The 20,558-nt window shown below is 34.7% G+C and carries 20 protein-coding genes; 12 read left to right on the top strand and 8 right to left on the bottom strand.

All coding sequences use genetic code 11. The annotated features are described in order from the left end of the window. Nucleotides 1-105 precede the first annotated feature (105 nt). Entirely contained in the window at nt 106-621 is a 516-nt protein-coding gene (locus ABWU32_RS04290) for a gamma carbonic anhydrase family protein (RefSeq protein WP_141457186.1), read from the top strand. 50 nt (nt 622-671) lie between these two features. Here the strand turns inward: ABWU32_RS04290 and ABWU32_RS04285 are convergent, their stop codons facing one another. After that, nucleotides 672-1,760 carry a hypothetical protein gene (locus ABWU32_RS04285; protein ID WP_265027760.1) on the bottom strand — a complete coding sequence of 363 codons (1,089 nt, stop codon included), beginning with the start codon at nt 1,758-1,760 and terminating at the stop codon, nt 672-674. A gap of 259 nt (nt 1,761-2,019) precedes the next feature. Here ABWU32_RS04285 and ABWU32_RS04280 point away from each other — a divergent pair, with 259 nt between their 5' ends. From ABWU32_RS04280 to ABWU32_RS04260, 5 genes are all read left to right on the top strand, one after another. Further along, entirely contained in the window at nt 2,020-4,488 is a 2,469-nt protein-coding gene (locus ABWU32_RS04280; protein ID WP_174516760.1) for a valine--tRNA ligase, read from the top strand. A 72-nt stretch (nt 4,489-4,560) separates the two neighbouring features. Beyond that, complete coding sequence (locus ABWU32_RS04275) at nt 4,561-6,033, top strand: hypothetical protein (protein WP_353278390.1); 1,473 nt, start codon at nt 4,561-4,563, stop codon at nt 6,031-6,033. Nucleotides 6,034-6,190: 157 nt separating this feature from the next. After that, nucleotides 6,191-7,513, top strand: a complete 1,323-nt coding sequence (locus ABWU32_RS04270) for a hypothetical protein (RefSeq protein ID WP_015588973.1) — start codon at nt 6,191-6,193, stop codon at nt 7,511-7,513. A 30-nt stretch (nt 7,514-7,543) separates the two neighbouring features. After that, nucleotides 7,544-8,218 (top strand): orotidine-5'-phosphate decarboxylase, encoded by a 675-nt coding sequence (pyrF, locus tag ABWU32_RS04265; protein ID WP_353278388.1) that lies wholly within the window; start codon nt 7,544-7,546, stop codon nt 8,216-8,218. Nucleotides 8,219-8,267: 49 nt separating this feature from the next. Then, the gene (locus ABWU32_RS04260; RefSeq protein ID WP_015588974.1) at nt 8,268-9,065 is read left to right on the top strand and encodes a hypothetical protein; all 798 of its coding nucleotides are present in this window, start codon (nt 8,268-8,270) and stop codon (nt 9,063-9,065) included. Between the two features lie 192 nt (nt 9,066-9,257). Here ABWU32_RS04260 and ABWU32_RS04255 read toward each other — a convergent pair whose 3' ends face one another. Then, complete coding sequence (locus ABWU32_RS04255; RefSeq protein ID WP_010962608.1) at nt 9,258-9,551, bottom strand: hypothetical protein; 294 nt, start codon at nt 9,549-9,551, stop codon at nt 9,258-9,260. A gap of 48 nt (nt 9,552-9,599) precedes the next feature. Between ABWU32_RS04255 and ABWU32_RS04250 the strand changes: the two genes are divergently transcribed. Then, on the top strand, nt 9,600-10,799 hold the full coding sequence (locus tag ABWU32_RS04250) for a phage major capsid protein (protein ID WP_015588975.1): 1,200 nt from the start codon (nt 9,600-9,602) through the stop codon (nt 10,797-10,799). A gap of 390 nt (nt 10,800-11,189) precedes the next feature. Here the strand turns inward: ABWU32_RS04250 and ABWU32_RS04245 are convergent, their stop codons facing one another. Genes ABWU32_RS04245 through ABWU32_RS04235 form a run of 3 tightly spaced genes read right to left on the bottom strand, consistent with a single transcriptional unit; the run spans nt 11,190 to nt 13,196 of the window. Further along, the gene (locus ABWU32_RS04245) at nt 11,190-11,831 is read right to left on the bottom strand and encodes an amino acid ABC transporter ATP-binding protein (protein WP_010962606.1); all 642 of its coding nucleotides are present in this window, start codon (nt 11,829-11,831) and stop codon (nt 11,190-11,192) included. Next, on the bottom strand, nt 11,815-12,462 hold the full coding sequence (locus tag ABWU32_RS04240; RefSeq protein ID WP_007548901.1) for an amino acid ABC transporter permease: 648 nt from the start codon (nt 12,460-12,462) through the stop codon (nt 11,815-11,817). Before ABWU32_RS04240 ends, ABWU32_RS04245 begins: the two co-directional genes overlap by 17 nt. Next, nucleotides 12,462-13,196 (bottom strand): ABC transporter substrate-binding protein, encoded by a 735-nt coding sequence (locus ABWU32_RS04235; protein ID WP_015588976.1) that lies wholly within the window; start codon nt 13,194-13,196, stop codon nt 12,462-12,464. The genes ABWU32_RS04240 and ABWU32_RS04235 overlap by 1 nt, the downstream gene beginning before the upstream one ends. A 125-nt stretch (nt 13,197-13,321) precedes the next feature. Between ABWU32_RS04235 and ABWU32_RS04230 the strand changes: the two genes are divergently transcribed. Further along, entirely contained in the window at nt 13,322-13,777 is a 456-nt protein-coding gene (locus tag ABWU32_RS04230) for an arginine repressor (RefSeq protein ID WP_015588977.1), read from the top strand. 53 nt (nt 13,778-13,830) lie between these two features. On the opposite strand, the gene tatC is transcribed toward ABWU32_RS04230, so the two are convergent. Next, the gene (gene tatC, locus ABWU32_RS04225) at nt 13,831-14,592 is read right to left on the bottom strand and encodes a twin-arginine translocase subunit TatC (RefSeq protein WP_015588978.1); all 762 of its coding nucleotides are present in this window, start codon (nt 14,590-14,592) and stop codon (nt 13,831-13,833) included. Next, nucleotides 14,589-15,686 (bottom strand): type I glyceraldehyde-3-phosphate dehydrogenase, encoded by a 1,098-nt coding sequence (locus ABWU32_RS04220; RefSeq protein WP_174516762.1) that lies wholly within the window; start codon nt 15,684-15,686, stop codon nt 14,589-14,591. The genes tatC and ABWU32_RS04220 overlap by 4 nt, the downstream gene beginning before the upstream one ends. 171 nt (nt 15,687-15,857) lie before the next feature. Between ABWU32_RS04220 and ABWU32_RS04215 the strand changes: the two genes are divergently transcribed. The 4 genes from ABWU32_RS04215 to ABWU32_RS04200 all read left to right on the top strand — a co-directional run bounded on the left by ABWU32_RS04215 (nt 15,858) and on the right by ABWU32_RS04200 (nt 19,375). Then, nucleotides 15,858-16,292, top strand: coding sequence for an ankyrin repeat domain-containing protein (locus tag ABWU32_RS04215; RefSeq protein ID WP_015588980.1), 435 nt, complete (start codon nt 15,858-15,860; stop codon nt 16,290-16,292). Nucleotides 16,293-16,347: 55 nt separating this feature from the next. Then, entirely contained in the window at nt 16,348-16,680 is a 333-nt protein-coding gene (locus ABWU32_RS04210; protein WP_044471216.1) for a hypothetical protein, read from the top strand. Between the two features lie 250 nt (nt 16,681-16,930). Then, nucleotides 16,931-17,464 (top strand): HK97 family phage prohead protease, encoded by a 534-nt coding sequence (locus tag ABWU32_RS04205; protein ID WP_006280514.1) that lies wholly within the window; start codon nt 16,931-16,933, stop codon nt 17,462-17,464. Between the two features lie 135 nt (nt 17,465-17,599). After that, nucleotides 17,600-19,375 (top strand): hypothetical protein, encoded by a 1,776-nt coding sequence (locus ABWU32_RS04200; protein ID WP_174516763.1) that lies wholly within the window; start codon nt 17,600-17,602, stop codon nt 19,373-19,375. Here ABWU32_RS04200 and ABWU32_RS04195 read toward each other — a convergent pair. Beyond that, nucleotides 19,359-20,534 carry a CCA tRNA nucleotidyltransferase gene (locus tag ABWU32_RS04195; RefSeq protein WP_015588983.1) on the bottom strand — a complete coding sequence of 392 codons (1,176 nt, stop codon included), beginning with the start codon at nt 20,532-20,534 and terminating at the stop codon, nt 19,359-19,361. The genes ABWU32_RS04200 and ABWU32_RS04195 overlap by 17 nt on opposite strands. Nucleotides 20,535-20,558: the final 24 nt, after the last annotated feature.

The raw sequence follows: 20,558 nt of genomic DNA, 5'->3' as shown, positions 1-20,558 counted from the left end.
GCACGTAAGTCAAGAACATCTGTCACCCAAATAACTTGAAATCTAAGTATGTATTTACTGCTTACCTTATTTTGATTAACATATGCATAAAACTTTGGGCTTAATATGTATCACATTTTAAAATACAAAAATTATGAACCAAAAATAGACGAAAGTGCTTTCATCGCAGGTGGTTCGCATATCATAGGCAAGGTTGAAATAGGAAGAGATGCAAGCATCTGGTTTAATTGTGTAATCAGAGGGGACGTTGGATCAATAAAAATAGGTAATGGAACAAATATTCAAGATGGAACGGTAATTCATGTGGATAGAAACCCAGGTGGTGACACAATTATTGGCAGCATGGTAACAGTGGGACATTTTTGTGTGTTGCACGCATGCACGGTGCATGATAAGGCGTTTATTGGTATGGGCTCTACCGTGATGGACCATGCAGTTGTGGAGCCTGAAGCTATGGTAGCTGCTGGCTCACTGGTAACACACGGAAAAGTGATAAAAAGTGGGGAAATATGGGCTGGCAGGCCAGCAAAATTCTTCAAAAAAATGTCGAATGAAGAAATTAAACATATTACACAATCAGCACAAAATTATATTATGCTAATGAATGAATATAAAAACTGAAGCTCGCGTCAAGTGTTTTACTTGACACGTACATTTCGGCTTAACCCTTGTTACTTCTTTTTCCCATTCTCATTTACTTCTTGTGCTTTTGCCCCATCTACTTGAGTACTAGGTAATACTGCATATGTAATACCACCGGCTACGAGTGCAGATGCTACTGCTATACCAATCATTACTAACATCTCTAACTTAACTGTACGTTCAAGTGCAGTAAATGCTATCAGTCCAGCAGCAAGACCCATACCAACAGTAGCAGTGTACCGTGCTCCATTGCCTTGTTTTAGTTGTTGAATTTTTTTGTTTTCAGCTTCTAATTCTTTATTTTCCTTCTTTAGCTTGTCAACTTCTTTCTCTTTAGCTGTTAAGTCTGCCTTCAGTTTGTCAACTTCAGCATTTGGCTGTTGTTGTTTTAGTTGTGCTATTTCTTTCTCTTTATCTGCTAATTGTTGCTGTAAGTCCGCAACTTCTTGTGTATTTTGTTGAGCTTTTAATGCTGTTATTTCCTCGTCTTTAGCTTGTAACTGTTGCTGTAAGTCCGCAACTTCTTGTGTATTTTGTTGAGCTTTTAATGCTATTATTTCCTCGTCTTTAGCTTGTAACTGTTGCTGTAAGTCCGCAACTTCTTGTGTATTTTGTTGAGCTTTTAATGCTGTTATTTCCTCGTCTTTAGCTTGTAACTGTTGCTGTAAGTCCGCAACTTCTTGTGTATTTTGTTGAGCTTTTAATGCTGTTATTTCCTCGTCTTTCTCTTTTAAATGCTGCTTACTCCGTTGTATTCTTTTACTTTTTGATCTTTTTCCTTTTCCTTTTTTTGACTTAGTAACACCTTCTTGCCCATTAACAGAACCTTCACTTAATGTCGTGCTATCACTAGAAACAACACTTCGATTACCTTTATTGCCCGACGTAACCTCATTATCATCGGCAACCTGCATTGTATCATTAATCCCTTCAGACACAGGCGTGCTACTCGCATCAACATAATCATTTAAAGACTCTTGATTACCAACTAAAGAACCTTGTAACGACTGCTCTGTTCCTGATTCAATAGAGTTTTTATTTATAGTTCCTTCTTGATCAGATGTTATATCAGTTGGTGAAGTTGCTCCAGGTGAAAGATTTTGATTTGAATTATGCATATTTAACCTCAATATATATAATTAACATTACATAATACCCTTAGAACCTAAGGTCAAGTAATATTTTTATCATAGCATAGAAAATTTATGTTCGTAAACAAAAAATTTTGGCGTAAAATTGCCGTATTTACTTAATTGTGCTATAGCTAAAGTAATTTAGGTTTACCGACCATCGTCATTCCGCTGCTTGTTAGCGGGATCTAGAGATACCGCGGCGGTATGACGTTGCTAGCTTAAAGTTTAAAATTGAGAAATATTTATGTTAAAAGAAAAATACGGCTTTAAAGAAGTTGAAGACAAATGCAACATATTATGGGAAGGTAGTAAAGTTTATAAATGGAATGGTGAAAAGGATAACACTTTCACTATAGACACGCCTCCACCGACAATATCAGGAAAACTCCATATCGGCCATATATTTAGCTATTGCCACACGGACTTTATTGCAAGGTTTCAGCGCATGCTGGGAAAAGATGTGTTTTACCCAATTGGGTTTGATGATAATGGGCTTCCCACTGAAAGATTGGTTGAGCAAACCTATAAAACCCGCGCAAAAGAAGTTGGCAGGGAAAAATTTATAGAGATGTGCCATGAGGTTATTGAAAAATCAAAGCAAGAATTCAAGGAACTATTTAAATCGGTCGGCATTAGTTATGACTGGGATTTGGAATACCACACGATCAGCAAGGAAACTGTGACGCTTTCACAGATGTCGTTTATTGATCTATATAATAAGGGATATGCATATAGAAAAATGCAGCCCATCCTTTGGGACCCGGTTGATAAAACAGCAATTGCACAAGCAGAAATAGAAGATAAAGTTTTTGAGTCATCCTTAAACACGATAGTTTTCTCTACTCAAGAAAATGAGCAGATCAATATTGCAACTACGCGGCCTGAGTTACTTCCCGCATGTGTTGCAGTTTTTTGTCATCCAGAGGATGCGCGCTACACCCATCTGATCGGAAAAACAGCCGTGGTGCCGATCACAGAGACAAAAGTTCCAATAATAGCTGATGATAAGGTTAAAATAGATAAAGGCACTGGGCTTGTTATGTGTTGTACATTCGGTGATGAGCTCGACATATATTGGCAGCAAAAGCATAATCTGCCGATGAAAATTATCATCGATCAGGATGGGAGGATGAACCTTCATGATGTCATTCCACCACACCCCGGCGTCATTCCAGCGCGTGACGCTGGAATCTATGAAATAAATGGACTAAAAATTGTAGCAGCAAGAAAGAGGATGATCGAAATCCTAACTGAAAAAGGACTTTTGGTAGAAAGCACTAACATTTCTCATTCTGTTAAGTGCGCAGAAAGATCTGGTGCACCACTTGAGATATTGCCTACTTATCAATGGTTTATCAAGACTTTAGAGCAAAAAGCTCAAGTATTAGATAAAGTAAAAGAATGCAATTGGCATCCAGCTACTATGCGTAAACGTATGGAAGTGTGGATAGAAGGGCTAAATTGGGACTGGTGCATCTCAAGGCAACGTTATTTTGGTGTGCCATTTCCAGCGTGGTATTCCAACCGTAAGGGAGAAGAAGGTAAAATTATTCTAGCTGAGATAAAGGACCTGCCTATAGATCCATTGAAAGATTTGCCAAAAGGGTATAGCAAAGAAGAGGTTATCCCAGATCAAGATGTAATGGATACCTGGGCCACAAGTTCAATTACTCCTCAACTAAGTGCACTAGCAGTAAACAGTGAGTTTAGCTTACCAAATCATCGCTATGATACGATATTTCCTGCAGATCTGCGCAGCCAGAGCCATGAGATAATAAGAACTTGGGCTTTTTATACTATTTTAAAGGCACATTATCATGCAAATTCTTTACCTTGGAAAAACATTATGATCAGCGGTTGGTGTTTAGCAGATGATAAGAAAAAGATGAGTAAATCAAAGGGTAACATCATTACTCCTCATGTAATACTTGAAACTTATGGAGCTGATGTAGTGCGCTATTGGGCAGCGAACTCAAGGCTTGGAGTTGATACAGTCTACTCTGAAAATATATTCAAAATTGGCAAGCGCCTCGTTACAAAACTTTGGAACGCTAGCAAGTTTGTTTCCATGTTCATGGAAAAGCATCAAACAGTAAGCATAAATTCCATCAGTGAGACGATGGATAAATGGATACTGTCTAAGCTGTACAAAGTAATAGGTAAAGCAACGAATAACCTATTACAGTTTGAATACTGCGAAGCTTTGGGCGCAGTAGAAGAATTTTTTTGGAAGGATTTTTGTGATAACTACTTGGAATTAGTAAAAAAACGCGCGTACGGAAGCAGTGAAGCAACCTTAAGTGCAAAGCAAAGTTTGGCATATGTACTGAATATTATTTTGCGGTTATTTGCACCTTTCTTGCCTTACATTACAGAAGAGATATACCACCAGTTGTATAGTTATAATTCTGTACACAATCAAAGTAATTGGCCGAGCAAAGAAGAACTTATCTACGATAAATATTCAGAGGAAATGGGAGATAATGTTATTCAGATATTAAACATTATCAGAAAGATAAAGGCAGATAATAATGTATCAGTTAAGCATCTGATAAAAAAGTTGATGATAAAAGCGAGCGTACAAGAGGATAAGTTAGATCAATCTGCACAGGATGATTTGCAGGCAGTGTGCAATGCAGAAATGATAGAGTGGATGCAGTCTGAGCTTGAAACTGAAGACGGAAAATACATAGTGAATATAGACTTATACTGATTTTTATAGCTTTACTTCCTTTAATATCCATGCTATTGTAATCATTATTAGTATGAGGGAATAATCAGGGATTTGTATAGTAAAACCAATGCACCATATCTTATAGCTGGTGCTCTTGCTACTTTGGTATTGCTTGCGTCTGGGACACTTGCTGTTGCCCCTTATGTTAAGTTCTTGTCTTCAGTTGCAGCCTTTAATGTAGCTCTTCCTGTTGCTTTGAGTTTGTCTATACTTTCTATTTTGGTGCTTGCACTTTCATGTAAAATAATTAGTAATAATAAGAAAATAGAGGTTGAGAAAAATAAATTTGCTGAAAAAGAGCAAGAGTTAGAAAGCGTAAAACAACAATCAGAGAGTAAGGTACAAGAGTTAGAAAGTAAAATAGCTCTGGGAGAAAAAGCTAAAGAAGCTGTAAATAAAGAAGTGAAGGAATTAAAAGATCAATTAACTCGAGAAAAGCAAGATTTGGAAAGCGAAATTGCAGGGTTAAATAAGGAAATAGAGCAGTTAAAGACACAACAAGATGATGCACAGCAAAAATTAGATAATGCTACAAAAGAGTTAAATAATAAAGGTAATCAAATCCGAGAATTAGAGGGTAAGATAGGTGCTCTTAATAATAAGAACAAAGATTTACACGATGAAAATACAGAATTGAGTGCAAAAGTACAAGGTCAGTTAGAACATAAGGAGAAGATGCTTTCTCTTGAATACCAAGAGTTACGTGATGAAAATGTAAGATTGAATGAAAGAGTGGATTCTTTAATGGAGGAATTATCTCAATCTCAAAGAGAAATAGATTCCTTAAAAAGGCAGTTAGATGAATTAAAATATGAAGGAATTTTAGCTCTTTCATTAAAAGAAAGAATAACAGAATTGGAAACATGTTTAGAGGAGAAAAGGAAAAAAGTAGGAAAATTAGCAGTGCAGTTAAGAAAAGAAAAAGGCAAAACTTCTTGTTTACAATCTGATTTAGATGATGTATTAGAAGAAGAAGGACGATTGAAAAAAGAGTTAAATAAAAAAGCGCAAGAAACGATCCAGCTAGCTGCAGATTTAGAACAAAAAGAAAAACTATGCAAGAAATTAGAAGAGGAAAACAAGGAATTAGAAGAGGAAAACAATGAAAATCTTGATAAGATCGGAGAGTTAAAAAAACTTAATGAAAAGTTGCGCGATAATAACAGTGAGTTGAAAAGTAGCGAAAAAGAGTTGGATGACGGATGCGAGGAATTAAGAGAACATAATTCTGATTTGAAAAGACATAATTCTGATTTGAAAAGAAAAGTTGAACATCTGCAAGCAGTAACTGGGCAGGAAGACGAGCAAAGTCATTCCATTTCTTCAGATATAAGCAGTGAACATTTATCAGAACTTGAAGGAATAGGTGAAAATGAGTCTGTTAATAAACAGTTCCCGAAACCAAAACCACCTTATATATCCACTCCAATAAGACCGCCATATAAAAAGCTGAATGATGCTTCATGTGATTCTGGATATACCAGTGGATGTTCTACCCCGACCAACAGCTGCCACACATTTTGAGTACAGTTGTACACTGGATACATAAAACCTTAGCTATTTTTAGCTAGCAGGCTGAAAAAGGAAAGTTTGTTGTAGGTGCAGCACTATAATTCCTCCACAGATAAGAGAATTTTAATAAATATATACAAGACTGCTGAACGTGGGGGGGAGGGGAGTAATGAGCAATTTGCTTAGTGAGGCTAATGCATTTTATTTTGTAGCTAGTTCCTTAGCTACTCTTACGTTACTTACATCTTTAGCGCTTATTGTAACTTCTAATGTGCCTCTTCCTCTAATTCTTGCTTTAGCTACATTATCTGTTTTGGTGCTTGCACTTTCGTATAAAATAATTAGTAATAATAAAAAAATAGAGGTTGAGAGAAATAAATTCGCTCAGAAAGAGCAAGAGTTGGAAAATAAAATAACTCTAGGAAAGGAAGCTGAAAAAGCTGCAAACAAAGAAGTGGAAAAATTAAAACATGAATTAACTCGAGAAAAGCAAAATTTAGACAAGAGAGCAAAAAAATTGAATCAGAAAGTAAATGAGTCAGAAGTTGAGAGAGAATCTCTTCTTGAAGAAAAAAAATCTTTAGAGAAAAAATTAGAAACAGCAAAGAATCGTACGTTTGAAATAGACAATGAATTGGACAAAACAAGAAAGGAAATAGGTAAGCTTAATGAGCAGGAAGAGAAATTAAAACTTGAAATCTCATGTTTAAAGAAACAGTTGGAAGAAAGAAGTAGATTTATTGCAAAGCTGAAGATGGAAGTGGATGATAATAAACATTTAGAGCTAGAGAATAAGGGGTTAAATGATAGAATAGAAACGTCACGTGAAGTACAAAAGGCACTACGTGAGAAAAAACATGAACTTAGTGAAAAAGTAGAGGCATTGAATAAGGAAAAAAATAGATTTTCTAAAGAAGTAGAGGAATTACGTGAAGAACAAGAAAGACTGCATGCAAACTTAGATAAGCTACAATGTAAAATTAAAGAGGTCAACAAAGAAAAGAAAAATTTATCTAAAGAATTAAAAGAGAAATTTGAAGAGTTAGATGAAGCAAATGGTTTAATTAAAAATCAATCTTTTGAGTTAGATGGGATAAGAAAAGATTGTAATAATGAAGTAAAAAGTTTAAGAAATTCACTTTTAGAACGAGACAGTCAAATAGAAGATTTTTTGAAAGAGAAAGAAAAACAAGTGAATTTTGCGCAACTGTTGATAAGATGCGTAACAGACAATATAGAAGAACCAATAAGAAATAATGATGGAAAAGCAATATTAGATACGATTCAAATATTAAAGTCTGCGTTACAAGGAGAAATTGCACGGCTTTTGCCAGACGAAACGCCTTCTTCTTCGCTGGAAGATCTTGGATATGAATCATTATTTGTCAGTCGCTCATCCACCCCGACCAAGTTGCCAAATTCACTATTGACAGAATCTTATGAACGCAGTCAGTTCAATCAGAGTGAAAGTATTTGCAAAACACAACAATGAGTCTTATTATAAGATAAATCATGCAAGATAATGAACCCAATAATATGCGCACTGGATACACAAGACTTAAATAAGGCTATTTCTCTAGCTAATGCTCTGCGTGGTAAAGTTGGCATGGTAAAGCTGGGATTAGAATTTTTTGCTGCTCAAGGTCTTTCTGGAGTGCAAGAAGTTGCAAAATGCAATGTACCAATTTTTTTAGATCTGAAATTGCATGACATTCCAAACACTGTAGCCAAAACAGTTGAAGTAATAAAAGTTCTGAACATTGAAATGTTAACTCTGCACATCAGCGGTGGAACAAAAATGCTTGAAGAAGCGCTAAGTGTAGTGCAAGGCACAAAAATAAAGCTGATTGGGGTGACAGTGCTAACTAGTATGAGCAATGAGGATTTAAACGAGCTTGGAGTAGCAAGAGAGGCAAAATCACAGGTAATTTTGCTTGCAAAGCTTGCAAAAAAGATTGGACTCCATGGAGTAGTCTGTTCTGCACTAGAAGCTCAAGAAGTGCGCCGAGAATGCGGTGAAGACTTTAAAATTATTACTCCAGGAATTCGTATAGATCCAGGTCATGACGACCAAAAAAGAACAGCAACACCAAAAGAAGCAATAAATTCAGGAGCTGATTATGTCGTCATTGGCAGACCCATTACAAAAACTACAAGTAGTGCGGAGCTAATATTGAAATCCATGAAAGAATTTTAATATAATAACTTAATTTATAAAAATACTAACATATTAATTAGGAATAAGCATGAGTAATATCAATAGAATAATACGCGAAGTAATCAAGGAATTCCGCTCAAAATTACCAGATAAGGAAATAGAGGAATATTCTGGCAAATTGAATAAGCTACATATCTACCAGTGCAATAAGCATATAATAGAAAATAAGAAGCTATATCATTATACAATAAATGGGAAAACCCATGCTATGGGTCAGCATGGGCATAATTTTGTCAAGAGTTTAGAAGTTATCTTGAGGAATAAGCCACAAATTTCCTTAGAAGAGGTAATTGATTTTATGGAAAAAATAATTAATTTTGGTATTGATAGTTGTTATGGAGCATTTGAGATGATATTTGAATCTCGCTCTGGTGTTACAATAGATGATGCAGTTAATTTTGTAAAAGATAGCTTATCTAGTAAATTTTATAGATTCCATGGCAGTGGGATTTTCAAAGTAATATTAGAACTTAATCCAGAGAGCTCTCTTGAAGAGATAGAGAAACAATTTAGCAAAGTAGTAGATCCTTACTTTCTTAATGCTTGGAGTCGAGAAAGTGAAAGGGCTTTTGCTAAGATATGTAGGTTATGTAGAGAAGGACATGTGGAGAGTATGCAGAAATTTGATTTTAGCAATTTTAATTTAGATCAAGATAGTGCTGGAGCATTAAGAGCACTGTTACAGTATTGTGTTGACGTTTCTAATCAAAAAGCTTTAGGTGATTCACATGAATTGCATAGAGAAGAGATGGAGGGGATATATAAATTTGATGATAATTACGATTTAAATTTAGATAGTGATCATAATGATAGTATCTGGCATTGAAATTATACTACAATAATAAAATAACTGGATAAAAATTATCACCAAAAAAATTCAAAAAAGTGCTTGACATAAAAGAACGAACATTATATAGTGTCATTATCTTTTATTTTACCTCGCTTAATTTAATTACTGGATTAAACTTACAGTACTAAGCGTGGCACAAAGTGCCACGCTATTTTTCGGTTTACATTTTCAACAGATAAAAAATGATGCCATTTCAGTGCCAAGCACATAACTGTACGGATATTCATTTTTAAAGGTAAATTGCACAACAGATGATGTCATTCCAGTGCTTGACACTGGAATCCAGAAATTTTGCTTATAACTGAGCTGATGAGCTAAAGGTAGTTGTCTTACGCTAAAACAAACGTTTTTAATTAAGTTGCATAGAAGCTGGATCCCAGTGTCAAGCACTGGAATGACATCGTTTACTATGTACCATATTGCAATATTCGTACAACTGTGGGAAACATCTATGGATGCCATTCCTATTACCTTATTTCCATTTTTATTTCATTTTCAAAGGAGGCTATTATGTCACTTACCGATATCGCTCACCGTATCAATGAACTCGCTTCATCATGGGAGCAATTTAAATTAATAAATGATCGCAAACTAAAAGAAATTGAAAGCAAAGGGCGTGCTGATTCTGCAACAATTGAGCAGCTATGCAAGGTAAATAATGCCATTGATAGTTGCAAAGAGCGTTTAGACTTGATCGAAACTGCAGCTCAACGCCCAGAAGTAAATACAGATTTTAGCACAAGCGATAAATATTTTTCTGATTATATCCGCAAGGGAATGGAAAGCGGTTTATCACACAAAACCCTCAGTGGAGATGACAGTGATATCGGAGGGTATCTAGTTACTCCGCATATTGTAAAACGCATAAACAAGCGCGTAACTGATTCGTCCCCAATGCGACAAATATGCTCCAGTCAAAGAATCTCTACTGAAACATTGGATTACATTATAGAAGATTTTGACCGCGCCGGTGCAGGTTGGAGCAGTGAAACAGTAGATGATGAGAACGGTGGCAATAAGTCTAAGTATGATTTTGCAAAAGATACGGACACGCCCAAAATCCAAAAGATTTCCGTCACAACTTACGAGTTATATGCTCAACCACAAATATCACAAAAGTTACTCGATGATGCGTTTGTCGATGTTGAGAGTTGGCTGGTGGAAAAGATTGCCGAGACTTTTAGTAAGGAAGAAAGCGAAGCCTTCATTAAGGGTGAGGGCACTTTTCAACCAAAAGGAATTTTAGCTTATGAAAATGGAAACAGTTATAATAAAATAGAGCAAGTTAAAACTGAAAAATTAGATAGTGATTCAATAATGATGTTGTATTACTCTCTGGACGAATATTATTCCAAAAATGCGTCATTTTTGATAAACAGGAGTACGTTGAAGGATATCAGGCTGCTAAAATCTCAAACAGGTCAGTATCTCTGGCAGCCAAGTCTGTCGCTTGAAGCTCCAGATACTTTAATGGGAATACCAGTATATCAATCTGCCGATATGCCACCAGCGCCAAACAATCAGCTACCAGTAATTGCGATGGCAGATTTCAAACAAGCTTATAAGATTGTAGATAACAGAGGAATGAGAATATTAAGAGACTCTTATACGAATAAACCTTATGTGAGGTTTTTTGTCACTAAGCGTGTCGGCGGAGAGGTTGTAAACACCAGTGCTATTAAATTGTTGAAAGTTGCGAGCAAGTACTAAAAACTTCCGCAGCATCATCTTTATAGCTGATCAAAGCAACACGTCATACCGCGATTCATTCCATAACTGTACGAACATTGTGATTTTGGCCCATCAGGAGGGTGTCATCCCAGTGCTTGACACATATAGCTAAACTGACTTAGATTTACCGACAGTTTGAAAAACAAAAATTCGTCATTCCGCTACTTGTTAGCGGAATCTATGCTGAGATATCGCGGCGGTATGACGTAGGAAAACCTTTCTTGGGTTAGCTATAGTTTGCTATATTATGTGATTTTATTTTTAGCATTGCTTCTTACATTATGTAATTTTGTTTTCCATAATATATATTATGTAATTTTCGATGCTAAAATCTGTTATAGCTCTCAGTATGATATGAGTGATTCTCTTTTAATAATTATTTTTTAAATAGTTTGTTGGTTCATCAATTTCTTTAGGATTGATATCTACAATTATTTTTCCGTTTTTTAACAGAATAATCCGATCTGATATTTTTGTTAAAAAATCCAAATTGTGAGAAGCGATAATCATAGTAATACCCATATCTCTAACTGATTGTAATAGTTCCACAACGTCGACTATTGTTGCTACGTCTAAACCAGACGTTGGCTCATCGCATAATAGAATCCTTGGATTCATCATTAAGCTTCTGGCAAGCGCAACCCGCTGTTTTTGCCCACCGGATAGATTACTAGGGTAATCATTTTTTTTAGAGGCAATACCCAAAGACTCAAGTAGTGAATCACTTTGATCCTGAGTTTTGTTTTTAAGTTTGGGAGCATATGTAAGATTTTCCCAGACAGTCATATGTGAGAAAAGTTGAAAATCCTGAAATACAAAACCAGTACTATCATTGCATTCAATGCTACCAGAATCTAAAACTTCGAGTTTTTGTATACAACGTAACAATGTTGATTTACCACTACCAGAAGGACCAGCAAGACCAACTATAGATTGTTCTATAATCAGGTTAATATTATTAAGTACTGGAACATTATTAAATAATTTACAAACATTATGCATTTTTATCATATATACCTTTCTGTTCAATCTTTTTGCCTATATATTCAATTAGTAATACAAGAGCGTAATAATAAGCCCCAGCAAGACAAAGTGGTATAAAATAAGTAAATTGTTCTGCTGCAAGCATTTGCGCAGAGCGCATAATATCAACACCACCAATAGTAGAGATTAATGCCGTTTCTTTAAGGAGTGCAATGATCTCATTTATCATTGCAGGAAGAATATTTTTAATAACTTGTGGTAATATAATATCTCTCCACATATAGAAACTAGGTATTTGTAAAGTTTTAGCTGCTTCAAACTGGTTTTTTGATATAGTTTCAATACCAGCTCGTAAAATCTCAGCAATATAAGCACAGCTATTTAGACCAAATGCTATAATGCCAGCACTAAATATGTTTAATTTAATTCCTGCAATGGTTGGAGTCATAAAATAAACAACACTTAACTGTAATATAAGGGGGGTGCCACGTATTACAGATATAATTCCATTAATTAATGGAATACAGATCTTATTATATCTGAGTACTGAAAATAACCCTCCTAGACTCATACCTAAAAGCAGTCCTCCAATCAATAATTTTAAAGTAAAGGCAAGGCCTGTTCCAACAAACAAGAAATTAGAAATTAATTCCTGCATCAGTTATCTCCTAGCCATTTTTCTGCTATTTTTTGTATTACACCTTTACTTTCTAAACTTTTTAATGCCTCGTTTATTTTATCCTTTAAAGCAGATCCTTTATTCACAGCAATAACATAACCACCATCTAACTTGGCAGTGGCTGACCATGATAGACCAGGATTTTTTTTGCTAAATACTTTACCTTGGAATTCATCAATTAGGACGCCATCAACATGACCAGACTTTAATGTTTCTACAGCTTGATTATTATTGTCTATAGCAATAATTTGAGCTGTTGTAGGAACATGCTCTTTTAGCCAAATTTCCATGACAGTTCCTAGTTGAACGGCTATCTTCTTGCGAGTTAAGTTGTTTATACCGGCTATGGGTTTATTTTTGTGATATAGAATACCAAATTCCCCTGTATAATAACTATTTGAAAAATCAAAATTTTTTTCACGCTCTTCTGTGCTACCAATAGTAGATATAGCAGCATCTACAGAATTACTTTGCAATGCTGCAAATATAGTACTAAACTGCATATCTTTAAATATCGCTTCTTTACCTAACTCTTTTGCTACTAATTGAGCAAGCTCAATGTCAAAGCCAGTAAATTTACCATTTTCATAATATTCAAAAGGTGGATAATCTGCAGAAATTGCAAATCTAATGATATTATCGTGTTTATTTTCCTTGCATCCTGTTAATAGAATACTTATCACTATAATAGCATTTAAAATATATTTTTTCATATTACTAATTTATATTCATATTTTATTCATCTTATGAATATAGACATTAAAAATTGAATAGTCAAGAAATAATGAATATAATTTCAAATATACTTATTACATATTCAATATGAGGAAAATGCATAATGCATGACAACACACTAGGTGAACATATTTTAAATATTATTCAAAATCACGAAATTTTAGAGCAGAGCGATTTACAGATCTTGCTTAAAGAAAGAGGGCACAACATTCCTCAGGCTACTTTATCAAGAAAATTAAAAAAACTTAAAATTGCCAAAGTTGCTGGTATGTATAAAGTAATTGACATCAACCAATATCGATTACCATTAATACTTAATATGCAAATTTCGGATTTTGGTTTAATAGTACTACACACTCAACCAGGACAAGCTAGCAGCCTAGCTTACTTTCTAGATCAGAAGTATGTTATTTATTCATTAAATAATAGCAAAAACATAGGAATTATAGGAACTATAGCAGGTGATGATACAGTATTATTGATCATCAAAAGTAAGGCTGAACTTAACAAAGTATTACAATCAATTTATGAAACATTTCCATATTTAAGTCCTGAATAAGAATGTTGTAAGTTAAAAATGTGATATAAAGGAGATAAGAGGGATTTCTTTGTTTAAATCTTTGTCTTCTTTTTTTCAATATACCTACATATCAGAATGGACAATTCATATAGAATCAGCATAGGTATTGCAAGCCCTACTTGGCTTAATACATCAGGTGGAGTTAAGATTGCAGCGATAATAAAAATTACCACTATTGCAATTCTACGTTTATTTGACAAACTTTGTGCAGTCAGTAGCCCAACTCTCACCATTAATGTGAGTATTACTGGAATTTGAAATGCAGTGCCAAAAGCAAACATAAATTGGAGAACGAGGTCTAAATATTCGCTAACTGATGGCATAAACTCTATTGGTATACCGAAAGATTTCCCACTATGTTCAAAAGTGATGAAAAACTTCCAGGCTAAAGGAAATATATAGTAATAGACTACAGTAGCTCCCGTTACAAATAAAACCGGTGTTGCAATCAAGTATGGCAACAACACTGCCCTTTCACTTTTATATAACCCAGGTGCTAAGAACATATAAAATTGCCATGCAAACACAGGAAAAGAAAACAAAAGTGCGCTCATTATTGCAACTTGGAGATACACAAAAAATGCCTCTGTTAAGTCTGTGTAAATTAAAGAAAAACCTTCGCTACCTTTTGTTGCTTCTATTAAAGGTGCGAGTAAAAAACGGTATATATTTTCCTTAAAGTAATAACAAAAACCAAAAGCAACGCAAAAAAATAGAAAGCAAAAGATAACTCTTTTTCTGAGTTCCGCAAAGTGCTCATAAAATGAGGCGTATTTGCTTGAGTTCCAGTTCATACTTTACTATAGCTCAATAATGCTATGTCTAACATTCTCAGCGAAAAAGCCCACTCATTGTCATACCACGCTGCAACCCTGCATATATCACCTGTAACATATGTACCAGTTAAATCCACAATTGCACTATAAGGGTTATGCACAAAATCTATTGAGACTAAAGGTTCCTCGCATATAGAAAGTACATTTGACATTGGATAACCCTCTGTCATCCTAGTACCCTCTGATGTCATCCGAGTAGCTGACACTGGGATCCAGAAATTAGATTCCAGCGTCATGCGCTGGAATGACGTAGAGGAGAGAGCTGCATCCTTAAATATTTCATTGATTTCTTCAACGGTCGCTTTCTTATCAGTCGTAAATTTAAAATCAACCATAGAAACATTGCTAACTGGAACTCTGACGGCAGTGCCATCTAGTTTTCCTTTTAATTCAGGGATGACAGAACCAATTGTTTTTGCTGCCCCGGTTGTAGTTGGCACCATAGATAATCCGCAAGCCCTTGCTCTACGCAAATCTTTATGATTACCATCAAGAACATTTTGATCATTCGTGTAGGCATGTATAGTAGTCATAAAACCGCTTTTTATACCTAAACTGGAGTGTAGGACTTTCACAATCGGAGCAAGGCAATTTGTAGTGCAAGAACCTGCTGATATCACTTTATGCTCTTTTTCGAGCATATCGTCATTCACACCATAAACTATAGTGACATCAGCATCCGGAACTGGAGCAGAGACAATTACTTTCTCTGCATTGTGCCTTATTGCTTCTTCACGTTTATTGAATGCACCAGTACATTCAAGTATTACATCAACATTCCAAGGAATATTTTCAGGATTCCGTTCTCTATATAAAGAAAACTTTTTGCCATTTATAGAAATCCAATTTTGAGACTCATTAAAATCAATATCACCACTGAATTTGCCATGAACAGAATCATATTTAATCAAATGTGCATGCTGCTTTGCACTGAGCGATCCATTGACAGCTACAACTTCTATTTGTTTGCTATATTCTTCTATTTCGAAAATAGCACGCAATACGCCTCTGCCTATTCTACCCAGACCATTAATTCCTACGCGAACCGTCATCTCTTCATTCAAAAAATTTAATTATAGAGGATATCACTTGATATTTCATTTTATTCTTTTGACTGCTAATTGGCAGTTTTAACCTTAATATATTAATATTCACCTTGACTAAAGAACTATAATACTGTATCATTTTATCAATAGTATTGAAACTTTAATAGGAGGCTAATTATGTTATTACAGAGGATCATTATAGATCAATTAGAAAAAATTTCAGGCCAATCATTTCTACACAAACTTGCTACCGATAAAGAATATTTTAAGGAAGTGTCAAGGTATTTGGAAGAAAATCATAAGATGAGCTTAGAAGAGTTTATAATTAGCGTTTATAGATCAAGTGGAGGAGATGTCAATTTTCGTGATTATAAGGATGAGACAGCATTATATTCTGCATCAGAAAACGACAATCAAGATATGGTTCGTATTTTAACATCATGTGGTATAAGCATTGATGACTTTAATTGTGAAATTAGTAATAGAATACAGGAAAAATCTGAACAATCTAGGAGAATTTCATTAAGTAATAATGCTAATGTTTCACATATCTACGAAATAATACGCAGAATTACTAATATAAGAGATGCTTTCCAACATTTGGACCCTTAGACACAGTGATAAGAGACCTTTTATTGTTGGGTGTATTACTAGCTTTGTGAGTTTGATGGCTATTAATGCTATTAAAGGTAATTACTATAATGGTCCTGGTAGTCTTACTTGCATTCCTGTTTTCCATGCCAACATGTCAAACTTTTCTGATTTTACTACTGATAGAATTAATACCTTTGCTAGCTTTATTATTGGAACAATAGCATATAAGGCCGCACAAAACATTTCTACGTTAGTAAGAGATGTTTCTAGTTTACTCCATAATAGATTGGAAGTGCAAAAAAATGAATCAGAAATCGCTAGATATAAAAAAATACAAGAGAACGTTATCTCTATTCTGTCAGAAGTAAAAGTAGGATCAAATTTGTCTAGAGATATCAATTGTTGATGTTACCTGAGTACAGATTTTTCTCATATCTCAATACTTTCTAGACTGTTATTGAGTGCTTTCACATCTGAGTTTTCCTACTGTCATCCCAGCGCGTGACGCTGGGATCTTTATTGCTTTCATAGTCTCATTTATTATTTTGTAACTAAAAAAAATACTTTCCCTTTTTAGAGAACTGCATATAATAGATTTGACATTGCAGTGCGTTGTGCAAACAGAATTCCCAATACTATAACCTACAGGAGGCCTTATGAATAAGAAATTTCTCTATTCACCATTGTCAATAAAAAGTATAGGAGAAAACGGTGTATTTTCTGGTTATGCGAGCGTTTTTAACATAGTTGATAAACAAAATGATCTGATATTGCCCGGAGCATTTAAGGAAAATTTAAACAGAAATAAAATAAAACTCCTTTGGCAGCATAATCCTGACGAACCTATAGGTAGCATCATAGATATTTATGAAAATGATGTTGGCCTGTATATAACCGCACATTTACTTTTGGGTATTCAGAAAGCAGAAGAAGTGTATTTGATGCTCAAAACTGGGGCAATTAACGGACTTTCCATCGGCTATATACCTATAGAGTATGATGTTGATCATAAAAGTGGAGCTAGAGTGTTAAAACAAGTGGAATTATGGGAAGTCAGTTTGGTCACTTTTCCTGCAAACTTGGCTGCTCAGGTAATCAATGTGAAAAATCAGAACAATGAACAGGAAGTGTTAGCAAGAGCGATAGAAAAAGCAAATGCTGTACTTGCAGACATGTACATTTCTGCTTAAAGTGTATTAGGCGGGCAAAGACTTTACCATAATTTGACACCTGTGTTAGTATTTGTTTAACATTTATACTAATATATATAACTTTATTACTATTAAAATTTTCTGTAAATTAAAGTTAAAAAATAAGGTAATTTTATGCTAAATATTAATAATAAGGTTAATTATGAAATTAATATTAAGCGAAAGGAAAAAAAATACAGCTGGTCTACTGTATTTGCTTGGTTATATCTAAAAACGATTGGACGAATATTGCCCAAGAGATGGAATAGATGGGCAGAAAATATTTTGTACTACGATAAAACTACTGCAAACAATGAAGTTCAAACTGATGCTTTTAAGACAATAGATGGAAGTGTTCAAGTTGACTTAAAACCTGAAGTTGTAGAGAAAGAGAGCCAAAGTGTAGTGATAAACAAAGATGGAGGGGTTCAGACTGATGGAGTAGCATTGATAACAGAGGAAGATGATGAAGCATTAGAAGAACAGCTGGAGGGCATAAATCAGGAATTAGAACTTGAACGTTTACAAAATGCTTCCTTAAAAGAAGAAAATAGAGAATTACGATCTGCAATTGAAGGACTTGAAAAGAGTTATAAGGGACTTACAGAAGATGCAGGCGAACGAGAAGAGGAACTAACCAAATACAAACAAGATAAAAAAGCAATGCAGGATAAAGTTGATGAACAACAGAAAACTATATTTGATCAATACATGATAATAAGAGAGCAAGGAGAAGAAATTGAAGCTACTAGGAAAGATAATGAAAGTCTGCAAGCACAAATAATAGAACTTAAGAGTAGGTTAAAGGACAAGGAGGATAAATTAATTGAATTGAATCAACAATGGCAAGCTAGCAAATTAGTGGCTTTACTTAAATCACAGACTGATAAATTGTGTCAGGCTAAAGACAAAAATACTGAATTAGAAAATAAAGTCAGTGACTTAGGTCATGAAAACAAAGCTCTACGATTAAGTGTGAATACATTGACTGCTCAATTGGGTGAAATGGAGAACTTGGGGAAGCAATTACAAAGTGTTCAAGAATCTAAACAACAATTGGAGATTGATTTAGAAGGTCAATTGAAAGCTGACACTAAGAAACTACAGGAAGCAAAAGAAGGTCAATTGGCTAAAAAGGCAGGTGCAGTGAGTACAGTATCTACTGCAAAATCAACTCTTTCAAAATTACGAAACTTGCCCAATAAGCTTTCTAGGGACAAGGGTCTCAATAACTTTTTATCTGGGAAAAACGAGGAGTTAAAAAAAGGTTTTCCTGAATTTAAAGAGAAACACTTTTGCCATAACGTGCTTAATGAAACTATAAAGTCTCTATCAAATCAAGATGATGGCAAATTTGAAAGCAGTAAGCTGCTTGAATTATTAGAAAGTAATTTGAAACAATCCGCAAGGGAGATCATAGAAGCTAAGGTTAAAGAAGTTGTCAACGAACATTGTAACATTGGAAAAAATATGGGTAAAGAACTACGAGATGACACGTTAAAAGCCAAGTTGTCACCTTCTGTTAGAAAATGCGTAAAAAAATTAGAATTTAACAAACAAGAAGGGGTAAATAAGATTGTAGACTCTATCTTGCACAGCTTTAATAGCAAGAATAATAATAATAACGACTCAGGAGAATTGCTTAAAGAAATTGTTACAGGAAAATTAACAGAGGCTAAAATGAAATGTTTTTCAAATAAGATTCAAGAGTTACAACTGGCATTAAGCATAAGAGATAAATTTTTATCTCCAGATCAGGGAATGTGTAATCAAACTCAAGGAGGAGTAAACGAATATCAATTAACAGAAAAAGCTAAAAAAGAACATATACCTAATTCCTCTATGAGTTCCCCTAATATTGCAAGCATACATTCATTGAACAGTCAGAAAGCAGTTAGAATAGGCTCTTAGCATAAAGCACCAGCTCCTCTTTTGTTAAAGTGTAGGAGCTATCTTCCCAATGTTGTTTTAGCAATTCCAAGTTTCTACCTAAACTTTTTCCTGGCTGGTGACCTATACCTATCAAGTCATCACCAGATAAAGGAAATTTTGGAATATTGAATGTATTAGCAAATGAAATATATTCATCAACATTTTCTCCAGACTCAACACCACAAATTCTTACTAAATCACAATATAATTCTCTACCAAATAAAGATATGTATTTTTTTTGCTCTTTTTCTGAAAGTTCTGTTTTGATATCGTTGGATAGTAAAAATAGCAGCTTTTTCTTTTGCTTGTTCGAAAGACGTAGAAACATGATTATGTATTCTCCAAGACTTAGCCTGTCATTTTTTTTAGTAGTCCTAAGGAGTAACGCTAATTTTACTAGCACATCAGTGCCGAAAAGAAGTGACGAAGACAGAATTTCGCATTTTACTTCTTTTGGGATAATCTTTTGCAAAACATCAGATTCTTGCATGCTCTTAAGTGTTGGAAAAGGATCATTGCACTCCAGCAATTTAAGTATTTCATCTCTTATTCTCTCTCCAGAGAGGTTTTGGATCATATGCGAATGCTTTTTGCATACGCTTAGTATTTCATCACTCAAATCTCCGGCACATATTTTTGCATGAAAACGAAATGCTCTTAAAATACGTAGATAGTCTTCTTTAATTCTATCTTCAGCGTTGCCTATAAAGTTTAACCTTCGCGCCTTTAAATCCTCAATGCCACCAAAGTAGTCATATATATGGCCATGCTTATCTGCATATAGAGCGTTAAATGTAAAGTCACGCCTTGAAGCATCAGCTTGCCAATTATTGGTAAATTCTACTTTTGCATGCCTACCATCACATTTCACATCATGCCTTAGTGTCGTAATTTCAAAAGACCTCTGATTTAAGATTGCAGTAATAGTTCCATGGTTTAAGCCAGTTGGAATAGTTTTTATATTACGGAGTTTTAGCGCTTTCATCACCTGATCAGGAAGCAAATTAGTAGCTAAATCGATGTCGTGGACATCACGTTGCAAAATTGAGTCTCTCACACATCCGCCGACAAGCCTAGCCTCACCACCAAATTCCTCTATGGCATCAATAATTAAACTAGTCTCCTGGTCAACTTGCATTTAGGTTAGTACATACTGCAAGTT

Origin of the sequence: Wolbachia endosymbiont (group A) of Udea olivalis (genome assembly GCF_964028365.1) — a bacterium.
Taxonomy (GTDB): Bacteria; Pseudomonadota; Alphaproteobacteria; order Rickettsiales; family Anaplasmataceae; genus Wolbachia; species Wolbachia pipientis.
Note: the sequence above shows the minus strand (reverse complement) of the source record. Positions and strands in the feature narration are given on the sequence as shown.

Coding starts and splice junctions, on each gene's coding strand:
- ABWU32_RS04220 (WP_174516762.1), bottom strand. CDS start 15,686: ATGACGGTTCGCGTAGGAATTAATGGTCTGGGTAGAATAGGCAGAGGC.
- ABWU32_RS04270 (WP_015588973.1), top strand. CDS start 6,191: ATGAGCAATTTGCTTAGTGAGGCTAATGCATTTTATTTTGTAGCTAGT.
- ABWU32_RS04285 (WP_265027760.1), bottom strand. CDS start 1,760: ATGCATAATTCAAATCAAAATCTTTCACCTGGAGCAACTTCACCAACT.
- ABWU32_RS04260 (WP_015588974.1), top strand. CDS start 8,268: ATGAGTAATATCAATAGAATAATACGCGAAGTAATCAAGGAATTCCGC.
- ABWU32_RS04290 (WP_141457186.1), top strand. CDS start 106: ATGTATCACATTTTAAAATACAAAAATTATGAACCAAAAATAGACGAA.
- ABWU32_RS04210 (WP_044471216.1), top strand. CDS start 16,348: ATGGCTATTAATGCTATTAAAGGTAATTACTATAATGGTCCTGGTAGT.
- tatC (WP_015588978.1), bottom strand. CDS start 14,592: ATGAACTGGAACTCAAGCAAATACGCCTCATTTTATGAGCACTTTGCG.
- ABWU32_RS04230 (WP_015588977.1), top strand. CDS start 13,322: ATGCATGACAACACACTAGGTGAACATATTTTAAATATTATTCAAAAT.
- ABWU32_RS04205 (WP_006280514.1), top strand. CDS start 16,931: ATGAATAAGAAATTTCTCTATTCACCATTGTCAATAAAAAGTATAGGA.
- ABWU32_RS04215 (WP_015588980.1), top strand. CDS start 15,858: ATGTTATTACAGAGGATCATTATAGATCAATTAGAAAAAATTTCAGGC.
- ABWU32_RS04280 (WP_174516760.1), top strand. CDS start 2,020: ATGTTAAAAGAAAAATACGGCTTTAAAGAAGTTGAAGACAAATGCAAC.
- ABWU32_RS04200 (WP_174516763.1), top strand. CDS start 17,600: ATGCTAAATATTAATAATAAGGTTAATTATGAAATTAATATTAAGCGA.
- ABWU32_RS04235 (WP_015588976.1), bottom strand. CDS start 13,196: ATGAAAAAATATATTTTAAATGCTATTATAGTGATAAGTATTCTATTA.
- ABWU32_RS04255 (WP_010962608.1), bottom strand. CDS start 9,551: ATGGCATCCATAGATGTTTCCCACAGTTGTACGAATATTGCAATATGG.
- pyrF (WP_353278388.1), top strand. CDS start 7,544: ATGAACCCAATAATATGCGCACTGGATACACAAGACTTAAATAAGGCT.
- ABWU32_RS04250 (WP_015588975.1), top strand. CDS start 9,600: ATGTCACTTACCGATATCGCTCACCGTATCAATGAACTCGCTTCATCA.
- ABWU32_RS04245 (WP_010962606.1), bottom strand. CDS start 11,831: ATGATAAAAATGCATAATGTTTGTAAATTATTTAATAATGTTCCAGTA.
- ABWU32_RS04240 (WP_007548901.1), bottom strand. CDS start 12,462: ATGCAGGAATTAATTTCTAATTTCTTGTTTGTTGGAACAGGCCTTGCC.
- ABWU32_RS04195 (WP_015588983.1), bottom strand. CDS start 20,534: ATGCAAGTTGACCAGGAGACTAGTTTAATTATTGATGCCATAGAGGAA.